This is a genomic window from Inquilinus sp., from assembly GCF_057815775.1.
On record NZ_JBYRFX010000653.1, the window covers coordinates 1 to 9,347 of the forward strand.

At 70.1% G+C, this 9,347-nt stretch carries 13 protein-coding genes; 6 read left to right on the top strand and 7 right to left on the bottom strand.

Going from position 1 to position 9,347, the window contains the following annotated elements; all coding sequences use genetic code 11:
* Nucleotides 1-129: peptidylprolyl isomerase (locus AC3XYG_RS22655; RefSeq protein ID WP_489142139.1), on the top strand; the 129-nt coding region annotated here is incomplete at its 5' end.
* A gap of 54 nt (nt 130-183) precedes the next feature.
* Here the strand turns inward: AC3XYG_RS22655 and AC3XYG_RS22660 are convergent.
* The 5 genes from AC3XYG_RS22660 to AC3XYG_RS22680 form a co-directional block, all read right to left on the bottom strand.
* On the bottom strand, nt 184-882 hold the full coding sequence (locus AC3XYG_RS22660) for a hypothetical protein (RefSeq protein WP_489142127.1): 699 nt from the start codon (nt 880-882) through the stop codon (nt 184-186).
* A gap of 121 nt (nt 883-1,003) precedes the next feature.
* Nucleotides 1,004-1,972 carry a CDF family Co(II)/Ni(II) efflux transporter DmeF gene (gene dmeF / locus AC3XYG_RS22665; protein WP_489142128.1) on the bottom strand — a complete coding sequence of 323 codons (969 nt, stop codon included), beginning with the start codon at nt 1,970-1,972 and terminating at the stop codon, nt 1,004-1,006.
* A 33-nt stretch (nt 1,973-2,005) separates the two neighbouring features.
* Nucleotides 2,006-2,185 (bottom strand): hypothetical protein, encoded by a 180-nt coding sequence (locus tag AC3XYG_RS22670; RefSeq protein WP_489142129.1) that lies wholly within the window; start codon nt 2,183-2,185, stop codon nt 2,006-2,008.
* A 22-nt stretch (nt 2,186-2,207) separates the two neighbouring features.
* Entirely contained in the window at nt 2,208-2,501 is a 294-nt protein-coding gene (locus tag AC3XYG_RS22675; protein WP_489142130.1) for a metal-sensing transcriptional repressor, read from the bottom strand.
* A 257-nt stretch (nt 2,502-2,758) separates the two neighbouring features.
* The gene (locus AC3XYG_RS22680; RefSeq protein ID WP_489142131.1) at nt 2,759-3,397 is read right to left on the bottom strand and encodes a hypothetical protein; all 639 of its coding nucleotides are present in this window, start codon (nt 3,395-3,397) and stop codon (nt 2,759-2,761) included.
* A 156-nt stretch (nt 3,398-3,553) separates the two neighbouring features.
* Here AC3XYG_RS22680 and AC3XYG_RS22685 point away from each other — a divergent pair, with 156 nt between their 5' ends.
* Entirely contained in the window at nt 3,554-5,320 is a 1,767-nt protein-coding gene (locus AC3XYG_RS22685; RefSeq protein WP_489142132.1) for an MOSC domain-containing protein, read from the top strand.
* 22 nt (nt 5,321-5,342) lie between these two features.
* Here the strand turns inward: AC3XYG_RS22685 and AC3XYG_RS22690 are convergent, their stop codons facing one another.
* On the bottom strand, nt 5,343-6,215 hold the full coding sequence (locus tag AC3XYG_RS22690) for a class I SAM-dependent methyltransferase (RefSeq protein WP_489142133.1): 873 nt from the start codon (nt 6,213-6,215) through the stop codon (nt 5,343-5,345).
* A 71-nt stretch (nt 6,216-6,286) separates the two neighbouring features.
* Here AC3XYG_RS22690 and AC3XYG_RS22695 point away from each other — a divergent pair, with 71 nt between their 5' ends.
* Complete coding sequence (locus AC3XYG_RS22695; RefSeq protein WP_489142134.1) at nt 6,287-6,982, top strand: phosphatase PAP2 family protein; 696 nt, start codon at nt 6,287-6,289, stop codon at nt 6,980-6,982.
* An 8-nt stretch (nt 6,983-6,990) separates the two neighbouring features.
* Here the strand turns inward: AC3XYG_RS22695 and AC3XYG_RS22700 are convergent, their stop codons facing one another.
* On the bottom strand, nt 6,991-7,170 hold the full coding sequence (locus tag AC3XYG_RS22700; RefSeq protein WP_489142135.1) for a hypothetical protein: 180 nt from the start codon (nt 7,168-7,170) through the stop codon (nt 6,991-6,993).
* A gap of 100 nt (nt 7,171-7,270) precedes the next feature.
* Between AC3XYG_RS22700 and AC3XYG_RS22705 the strand changes: the two genes are divergently transcribed.
* From AC3XYG_RS22705 to AC3XYG_RS22715, 3 genes are all read left to right on the top strand, one after another.
* Complete coding sequence (locus AC3XYG_RS22705) at nt 7,271-7,870, top strand: SCO family protein (RefSeq protein WP_489142136.1); 600 nt, start codon at nt 7,271-7,273, stop codon at nt 7,868-7,870.
* Nucleotides 7,871-7,979: 109 nt separating this feature from the next.
* Nucleotides 7,980-8,468 carry a hypothetical protein gene (locus AC3XYG_RS22710; RefSeq protein ID WP_489142137.1) on the top strand — a complete coding sequence of 163 codons (489 nt, stop codon included), beginning with the start codon at nt 7,980-7,982 and terminating at the stop codon, nt 8,466-8,468.
* Between the two features lie 189 nt (nt 8,469-8,657).
* Nucleotides 8,658-9,347: electron transfer flavoprotein subunit beta/FixA family protein (locus tag AC3XYG_RS22715; protein ID WP_489142138.1), on the top strand; the 690-nt coding region annotated here is incomplete at its 3' end.

A 9,347-nucleotide genomic window follows, 5' to 3' on the forward strand; every position in this document is an offset into this window, starting at 1 on the left:
AACGGCCAGTACACCGTTTGGGGCCAGGTTGTCGAAGGCATGGAGTTCGTCGACAAGATCAAGCGCGGCGAGCCGCCGGCGAACCCGGACAAGATCGTCAAGATCCAGGTCGCGGCCGACGTCAAGTAAGACCGGCCCCGACCGATCGATGGGAAGCCCGGCTTATGCCGGGCTTCTTTCGTTTCAGCGGAAGCGGAAGGCGATCAGCGGCATCTTGTAGGTCTCGCGCACCTCGGAGATCGGCTTGCCGTCCTGGCGCAGCACGATGGCACTGTTCTCGAACAGCGAGCCCGCCGGGTCATAGGCCGGCACCGGTGCCTTGGCCGCCCAGTCGGCGAGCTGGTCGGACGGCATCCGCTCCCACCCCTCGGGCAGGATCTGCCACAGCAGGGTCGAGGCCAGGGTCCGGCGCGACGGGACGAGCGGCCGGATGGCGCGGCCGAACGGCGTCTCGGTCTCGGTCAGCTGCTTGTTGATGTCGGGCGTCAGCCGGTTCGGCAGGTACCAGTTGTCGGCCTCGGACAGCACCTGGTCGCCGCAGGTCAGCTGCACCCGGCGATAGACCACCGGCTCTGACTCGTCGATCTCCAGCCGCGCCCGCTGCTCAGGCGTCAGCTTCACCTCGCCCGGCACCCGCTTGGCCACGATCTTGCCCACCGGGGCCAGGCCATAGCGGCCGCACCAATCCTCCAGGAACAGGGTGGCGCTGTCGGTGGCGCCGAGGCCGGCGCGCAGCGACTGGACCAGGGCGAAGAGCGCCAGCCGGTCGGACAGGCTGGCGGCGCCGGGCGACTGGGCCGACGCGACCTCGGCCTGCGCGGCGGTGAGCGGCATGGTCAGCGCCAGGGCGGCGGCGGCGAGGATCGGCAGGCAGCGCACCATTAATCTCCCAATTCTGGGCGGTCTCCCAGTCTTCAGGCCGCCCCCTCCGGGACGGCGCGGCGCAGAATGGCGGCGATGCCGCCGGAAAGCGCCACGGCAATCAGCCGCAGGCTCCCAGGCCTCAAGCCGCATGGGCATGGGCATGGGCATGGTCGCAGAGATTGACCTCGACCGTCACATGCGACAGGCCGGGCAGGCTGCCGAGCCGGGCCTTGTACTGTGCCGGCGGCAGCGGCCGGTCGCTGACCAGCGCCACGATCGCCGCGGCATGGCCGGGCCCGAGGCGCCAGAGATGCAGGTCGGCGATGCGGTCGCCGTCGGTTTCCAGCCGGTCGCGGATCGCCGTGGCCAGGCCGGGATCCGGCACCGCGTCCAGCAGCACCGCGCCCGAATCGCGCAGCAGTCCCCAGGACCAGCGCGCGATCATGACGCCGCCGACGATACCCATCACTGCATCCATCCAGGCCCAGCCGTAGAGCCGGCCGGCGAGCAGGCCGAGGATGGCGCCGACCGAGGTCACGGCATCGGCCAGCACATGGAGATAGGCCGCCCGCAGGTTGTGGTCGCGGTCATGATGATGGTGGCCGTGGTCATGATCGTGAGAATGACCGTGATCGTGCCCGTGGTGGTGGTCGTCGTCGCGCAGCAGCCAGGCGCTGGCGATGTTGACGCCGAGGCCGATGACGGCGATGGCGATCGCCTCGTCATAGGCGATGGCGACCGGGTTCATGAGGCGCACCACCGATTCCCAGCCGATGCCGACCGACACCACCGCCAGCACCAGCGCGCTGGCGAAGCCGGCAAGGTCGCCCAGCTTGCCGGTGCCGAAGGCGAAGCGCGGGTCGCGGGCATGGCGGCGGGCATAGCGATAGGCCAGCGCCGCGACGCCGAGCGCGCCGGCATGGGTCGCCATGTGCAGCCCGTCGGCCAGCAGCGCCATCGACCCGAAGGCGAGGCCGCCGGCGATTTCCGCCACCATCATTGCCGCGGTCAGCAGCACCACCCAGCGGGTGCGGCGTTCGTTGCGGTCATGGCCGGCGCCGAGGAACACATGGTCGTGCCGCCAGGAGTCCAGGGAATGGCTGTGCATCGGCGCGGCCCTTCAGCGGTCGGTGTGGAGCGGTCAGTGCAGCGTGGTTGGGTGGCCGGTCCAGTCCCGGACATCGCGGGCCGCCACCGCGACCGGCACGTCGGGATGGTTGTGGCGGTACAGGGTCAGCGCGGCCTCGAACGCCCACTCCGGCGGTTCGGCCCGGGCGCAGAGTTCGCGATAGACCCGTTCGACGGCGACACGGCAGCACATGGCAATCTCACAGAGATGGGGCTCACAGATACTTGGTGATCTCGCGCAGCGAGGCGAGCCGGGCGTCTCGGCCTTCGGCCGTGAGCCGGGCGTCACCGCCCTCGGCCGCTCCGTTCGCCAGATGCGCGACGCAATGGTCGACATGGTCGAGGATCAGCATGGTCTTCGCCTTCTCCACCGCCTTGACCACGGCCTGGAGCTGCTGGGCGATGGCAAGGCCGTCCTCGCCGGCCTCGACCATGCGCAGCGTGGCGGCGAGATGGCCCTGGGCCCGCTTCAGCCGGCCGATGATGTCAGGGTTGTTGGCATGGCTCATGTTAAGAACCTATCCCCCTGGAGGGGATAGGGCAAGGGACGGTTGGCCGCATGGGTTCCGGTTGATTTTCAATTCTCCCCCTCCCCTCGCGGGAGGGGGTAGGGGGAGGGGGTGTCGCGGCCAGGACCGTCGGCAGGCCATCCGCGTGCGGACGCACGCAGACCCCTCCCCTTCCCCCCTCCCGCAAGGGGAGGGGGAGAGTGGAAGTTCGGGCTGGCTGGTGAATGGATTCACAGGCGGTCGCGCCGAATTGGCATTCAACTGCTGTCGGGTTGCCACGGTTTCGGCAAAGGCCGGCCGGCGGCGGACTCATTTGGGGGCCGAGGCCAGTCCTGCATGTGTCGGCGCTCAACCGTCTCCGCCGTCGCCTCGCCAGCCTCGTCCCAGCCGCGCGGCACCCAGGACGGGTCCGGCGGCAGGCCGATCTTGCGGCACACCGCCCGCACGAACTCCTCCGGCGACAGGCGGTCGATCTGCACGTCCAGGATCTCGTCCTCGACCAGATCCTCCCGCACCATCGCCCGCACCCGTTCGGCGTCCTCGGCATCGCCGGGCAGGGCCGCCGCCGCCGCGACCAGGTCGGGCGCCTGCGCCCGCCGCCGTTGCCGGCGCTCCTGCTCGCCCGACTGCGTCCGCCCGTCCCGGCGCATGAGGTAGTCGGTCCGGATCCGCTCGGTCATCGCGATCGATAGCCGCACCGACCGGGACAGGCGGGCCTGCATCACCGCGGCATCGGGCGCCGCCTCCCCCGGGATCGCCATCTGCCGCTCGACCACGCGCTTGGCACGCAGATCGATCTCGACCGTTTCGCGCAGCGCCTCCAGCGCCCATCCCGTCCATTTCAGGTCGGGATCGGTCGGCCGGGTCGCGCTGGAGTCGGATTGCGGGTTGTCCATGGAACGTATCATGAACATTGGTCGCCGGATAATACCACTGCAATCGGGCTTCCGACGGCAGGTCACCAGGGTGGAGGGCTTCGCACCGATGTCCTTGCCCCCGACCCGCCGTGGGAACAAGCTCAGCCCATCCGGACCTCTGGCGCAGAGCGAATCATGGCGCGATTGCTTTCGGTCAATGTCGGCCTGCCGCGCGAGATCGCGTGGCGCGGCATGACGGTGCGGACCGCGGTCTGGAAAGAGCCGGTCCAGGGCCGGCGCATGGTCCGGCGCCTCAACATCGATGGCGACGGCCAGGGCGACCTCGCCGGGCATGGCGGGGAGCATCGGGCCGTCTTCGTCTATCAGCTCGACTCCTATCGGCACTGGGAGCGGCGGCTGGGCCGGGCCGAGTTGGGCTACGGGCAGTTCGGCGAGAATTTCACCGTCGACGGCCTGTCGGACGACGATGTCCGCATCGGCGATCGCTATCGGATCGGGCAGGCGGTGTTCGAGGTGACCCAGCCCCGCGTCACCTGCTACCGCGTCGGCATCCGCATGGACGAACCGCAGATGGCCGCCATGCTGGTGGCGGAGGGCCGGCCGGGGTTCTACCTCCGCGTCATCGAGGAGGGAGAGGTCGAGGCCGGCGACGAGATCGTACAGCTTACCGCGGGCCCCGAGCCGCTGACCGTTGCCCAGGTCAACGCGCTGCTGTACCTGCCGGGCCATCCGACCGAAGAGCTGGAGCAGGCGCTGCGCATCCCGGCCCTGAGCGCGGGCTGGCGCAGCTCGTTCGAGGCACTGCTGAAGCAGCGCCGCGAGGGTGGCGATGCCGCGGCGGGCAATCCCGGGCTGGGTCCGGCGACCGCCCCGCCCCCGGCCTGGCCGGGGTTCCGGCCGCTGCTTGTGGCGGGGAAAATCCGCGAGAGCAGCAGCGTGACCTCGCTGGTGTTCGAATCCGTCGATGCGCAGCCGCTGGCGCCGGCATCGCCCGGGCAGTTCGTCGTGCTGCGGCTCAAGCCCGCATCGGGCGCCGCCACTCTGCTGCGCAGCTATTCGCTGTCGGGCGCGCAGGGCACCGCCCAATATCGCATCAGCGTCGGCGTCACAGCCCACGGTCTGGCCGGGGCTTACATCGACAGGAACATCCAGGTCGGGGATGTCGTCGACGCCAGCGCCCCGCGCGGCAGCTTCGTGCTGCAGCCGGGTGCCGGTCCGGTCGTCCTGCTGAGCGCCGGGATCGGCGCGACACCGGTCCTCGCCATGCTGCACGCCCTGGCCGCCGCGTCATCCGCCCGGGAGGTCTGGTGGATCCATGGATCGCGCAACGGCGGGGAGCAGCCATTCGCCGCCGAAGTGCGCACGCTGCTGGCGGCCCTGGCGCATGGCCGCAGCCACACCCGCTACAGCGCGCCCGGCCCCGCCGACCGGCCCGGGCGCGACTTCGATGCCGCCGGCCGCCTGAGTGTGGGCGTACTGCAGGCGCTGGGCGTGCCGCGCGACGCCGATGTCTATCTGTGCGGGCCGGCCGCGTTCATGAGCGAATTCACCAGCGGCCTCACGGCCTGGGGGGTTGCCGCCGGCCGCATCCACACCGAGGCGTTCGGGTCCGGCCCCTCGATGACGCCGGGCGTGGCCGCCAGTGCGAAGCGCCCGCCGCACCTGCCGGATGGCGCCACGGGCACCGGGCCGCAGGTCACGTTCACGCGCAGCGGCCTCGCCGTCCCCTGGCGGCCGGATGTCCACAGCCTGCTCGAGCTGGCCGAGGCGTGCGATGTCCCGGTCCGGTGGTCGTGCCGGACCGGCGTCTGCCACAACTGCCAGACCGGGCTGATCGCCGGCACCGTCGACTACCAGCCCACGCCGATCGATCCGCCGGCCGACGGCACGGTGCTGATCTGCTGCAGCCGCCCCACGGAGGATCTCGTGCTCGACCTGTGAGGACACGCTTTCGCGCGCGGCCTCAAATCTTCGCCGTGATGATCCATGCGCGGGAATCGAACAGCACCCCGTCCGGGGTCAGGTGGGTTTCCAGCAGGTCGCGCAGCCGCCGTCGCGCCGCGTCGCCCTCGGCATCCGCCCGCGTCAGCAAGTCCCTGGCGAATTGCAGGCCGACCACGGCCTCATAGGCGGCATCGACATCCGGACCATAGAAGACCGGTTCATGGACCTCGGCAAAGTCGACCGAGACGAAGCCGGATGCGTTCAGGACATGTGTGGCGACGGCGGGATCACCCAGCGAAAACGCCGGAGGGACCTCCGCCGGCAGGGCACCCCCCGGCTCCAGCGCCTGCCGGATGACGGTCGCCCACTCGTTGCGGTCCCGGCTTTGCCACACCATCCACACCAGGCGCGCGCCCGGCCGCATCGCCCGGCCGATATTGGCGAAGGCCGCCGCCGGATCGGTGAAGAACATCGTCCCGAACCGACTGATGCACAGGTCGAAGCCGGCCGGGGGAAACACCCGCGACTGGGCGTCGGCCTCGTCGAAATCGGCATTCCGCAACCCCTCCTGCACGCTGCGCTGACGGGCGATCCCGAGCATCTCGGCCGAGACGTCGACGCCCAGCACGCTGCCTTGCACCGCGATGCGGGCCGCTTCGCGCGTGGTCTGCCCCGCCCCGCATCCGATATCGAGCACGCGATCGCGCAGCCCGACCTTGAGGGCGGCCCGGAAGACCTCATTGTGCCGCCGAAGTTCGGCGTCGTAGAAATCGGCACGATTCAACGCCATCGCACACCCCTTCAGGTCAACGGAGAATGGGCACGGCCTTCGACGCACGAGGGTCTGATACCATATCTCTGCCGGGCGCCCCTCACCGATCGCCTCGACCACGCCCCACCATCGGAACGACGCTTCCCGCCCCCGCCATTCCGGCGTAAACGACCGGCATGTCGGAGGCGCGCTTGGGGCTGTCGGAAACTCTCGCCGGATCCGGAGCCGGATCGGGGCATCGCCGGGCCGGGCGGCTGGTGCTGGCCAGCGGCATCGCCGCCGCCGTTGCCTGCGTCCTGCTGGTCGCCTTCGTCGATCGGCCGGCGGCGCTGTGGTTCGAGGCGCATCGCAACGCCCCGGTGATCGGCGCGATCAAGGTTTTCACCGATATCGGCCTGGGCGTGTGGTGGTACGGGCTGGCGATCCTGGGCTGGCTCGGCTGGCGCTTCGCCGCCTTCCTGACCGCCTATGGCGATGTGCGGGCCCGGCGGCTGCGGCGGGCGCGCGGCTTCGGCTTCATGCTGACGGCACTGATCGCGACGACGCTGTCCAACTGGGTGCTGAAGGCTGTGATCGGCCGGCCGCGGCCGCGCCACCTGTTCCGCCAGGACGCCTTCGCTCCCCACCCCTTCGGCTGGGACCTGTTCTCGAACAGCTTCCCGTCCGGCCACGCCCAGACCATCGCCACCGCCATGGCCGCGCTGTGGATCCTGTATCCGCGCTGGGGCTGGGCCTTCGCTACGCTGGGCGGGCTGGTGGCGCTGAGCCGCGTCGTCGTCACCTCGCATTACCCGGCTGACATCGTCGCCGGCGCCTGGCTGGGGGTCATCGTCGCCCTACTGGTGCGGCGCTGTGTCGAGGTGACCGGTGGACCGATCGCCCGGTAACGAAGGGCTCAGCCCGCCTCGATCTCCTGCTTGCGCGCGAGATAGGTCGCCTCGTCGATCAGCCCGCGCCGGCGCATGATCTCCAGCGCTGCCAGCGCCTGGCGCCGGTCATTGCCGCCCGCCGTGCCGCTTTCCTCATCCGTGGTGGCGGTGGTTGCCGACGGTCCCTTGCGATCCTGACCGGCCATGCGAAATCCCCGTTGCTGTGCGACGCTGCGCGCCCTTTCATGGCGGGCCTGCGCCCCCTATGACGGGCAGACCATGACGCAAGGCTGAGGGCGGGTCGAGATGTGGAAGAAGCGGATCCTGCGGATCCTGGTGCTCGCGGTGCCCGCCATAGCCATCGCCGCTGCCGTCGCCTTCTGGCTGGGCCCGCCGGGCCGGCCCGGCCCCGCCGGCCAGGGCTTCGGCAGCGTCGGCGGCCCGATCGCGCTGGTCGACCAAGCCGGCAAGCCGGTCACCGAGACCGCTTTCGCCGGCAAGTTCGCGCTGATCTTCTTCGGCTACACCACCTGCCCCGACGTCTGCCCGACCGAGCTGTCGGCCATGGCCACGGCCCTCGACCAACTCGGCCCCAAGGCCGACCAGGTGGTGCCGGTGTTCATCACCATCGACCCGGAGCGGGACACGCCCGAGGTGGTCGGCCAATACGCCCAGGCCTTCTATCCCCGCATGGTCGGCCTGACCGGCACGCCGGAGCAGGTCGCCAAGGCCGCCAAGGCGTTCCGCGTCTACTACCAGAAGGCCGAGGTGCAGGGCAGTTCGACCTATCTGATGGACCATTCCGCCTTCACCTATCTGATGGGGCCGGACTGGTCGGTGCGGGACATCCTGCCGCCGCAGCTGGCGCCGCAGGACATGGCTCAGCGCATCGCCAAGCAGCTGTGACCTGCCAGGGGACGGCCAAGGGCCGCCCCGGCATGGCGGAAGCGGGCTTGCGATCGCGCCGGGCGTGGTATCGTGGTCGAAGTCGTCATTTCTGTTTCCGGAGTGTTTCATGATTCGCCGCTACGCTGTCCTGGCCGGGCTCGCCGTCCTCGTCCTCGCCGGCGGTTGCGCCGAGCGCGCGGCCCGGCAACAGCAGGCCCTGGCTGCGCAGTCCGAGCTGGTCGGCACCAGCCAGGCCCGGCTGCTGTCCTGCGCCGGCACGCCCAGCCGCACCCGCAGCGTCGGCAACACCCAGTACTTCACCTATCAGAGCGCCGGGATGGCCGCGGACCAGGCGGCCGACATCGGCAGCTACGGCGGCGGTGGGCCCGGCTCCAGCATCGGCATCAGCCCGGTCAATTCCGGCGTCGGCATCCCGGTCGGCACCAGCGCGCTGGACCCGACCTATTGCGAGGCGACCTTCACCGTGGTCGATGGCCGCGTCGCCGAGGTGTCCTACCGCACCACCGGCGGCTATCAGCGCACCGCGCAGTGCTCGGACATCGTCGCGCCCTGCATGGGCGGGCCGACCTTCGACCCCGGCCAGCCGGCCAAGTAAGCGCACCGCGACGGCGGAACACGGGGCCGCCGTCGGCAGCGGAGCACAAACCGTCGCGGACCGGATGGACCGAAGGCCCGAAAATCGGGCCTTTGTCCTGATCCCCCTGGCCGGTTGCCGATCCGGCCCGCGGCCGTTAAAAGCGTCATACCGCAGCGCGAAAAGCGCCGTCCGATGGAGTGCGAGCCGATGAAGATCCTGGTCCCGGTCAAACGGGTGATCGACTTCAACGTCAAGGTCCGGGTCAAGGCCGATGGGTCCGGCGTTGACCTTGCCAACGTCAAGATGTCGATGAACCCCTTCGACGAAATCTCGGTCGAGGAAGCGATCCGGATCAAGGAAGCCGGCAAGGCGACCGAGATCATTGCCGTGTCGATCGGGCCGGCGCAGTCGCAGGAGACGATCCGCACCGCCCTGGCGATGGGCGCCGACCGCGGCATCCTGGTGCAGACCGATGTCGAGCTGCAGCCGCTGGCCGTGGCCAAGCTGCTGAAGGCGCTGGTCGACAAGGAGCAGCCGCAGCTGGTGATTCTGGGCAAGCAGGCGATCGACGACGACGCCAACCAGACTGGCCAGTCGCTGGCGGCGCTGCTGGGCTGGGCCCAGGCAACCTTCGCCTCGAAGCTGGTGATCGAGGACGGCACGGCGCTGGTGACCCGCGAGGTCGATGGCGGGCTTGAGACCATCCGGGTCAAGCTGCCGGCCATCATCACCACCGATCTGCGCCTGAACGAGCCGCGCTACGCGTCGCTGCCGAACATCATGAAGGCGAAGAAGAAGCAGCTCGACACCATCACCCCGGCCGATCTGGGCGTCGACCCGGCGCCGCGGCTGAAGACGCTGAAGGTGGTCGAGCCGGCGAAGCGCAAGGGCGGTGTC

Coding starts and splice junctions, on each gene's coding strand:
- AC3XYG_RS22660 (WP_489142127.1), bottom strand. CDS start 882: ATGGTGCGCTGCCTGCCGATCCTCGCCGCCGCCGCCCTGGCGCTGACC.
- dmeF (WP_489142128.1), bottom strand. CDS start 1,972: ATGCACAGCCATTCCCTGGACTCCTGGCGGCACGACCATGTGTTCCTC.
- AC3XYG_RS22670 (WP_489142129.1), bottom strand. CDS start 2,185: ATGTGCTGCCGTGTCGCCGTCGAACGGGTCTATCGCGAACTCTGCGCC.
- AC3XYG_RS22675 (WP_489142130.1), bottom strand. CDS start 2,501: ATGAGCCATGCCAACAACCCTGACATCATCGGCCGGCTGAAGCGGGCC.
- AC3XYG_RS22680 (WP_489142131.1), bottom strand. CDS start 3,397: ATGGACAACCCGCAATCCGACTCCAGCGCGACCCGGCCGACCGATCCC.
- AC3XYG_RS22685 (WP_489142132.1), top strand. CDS start 3,554: ATGGCGCGATTGCTTTCGGTCAATGTCGGCCTGCCGCGCGAGATCGCG.
- AC3XYG_RS22700 (WP_489142135.1), bottom strand. CDS start 7,170: ATGGCCGGTCAGGATCGCAAGGGACCGTCGGCAACCACCGCCACCACG.
- AC3XYG_RS22705 (WP_489142136.1), top strand. CDS start 7,271: ATGTGGAAGAAGCGGATCCTGCGGATCCTGGTGCTCGCGGTGCCCGCC.
- AC3XYG_RS22710 (WP_489142137.1), top strand. CDS start 7,980: ATGATTCGCCGCTACGCTGTCCTGGCCGGGCTCGCCGTCCTCGTCCTC.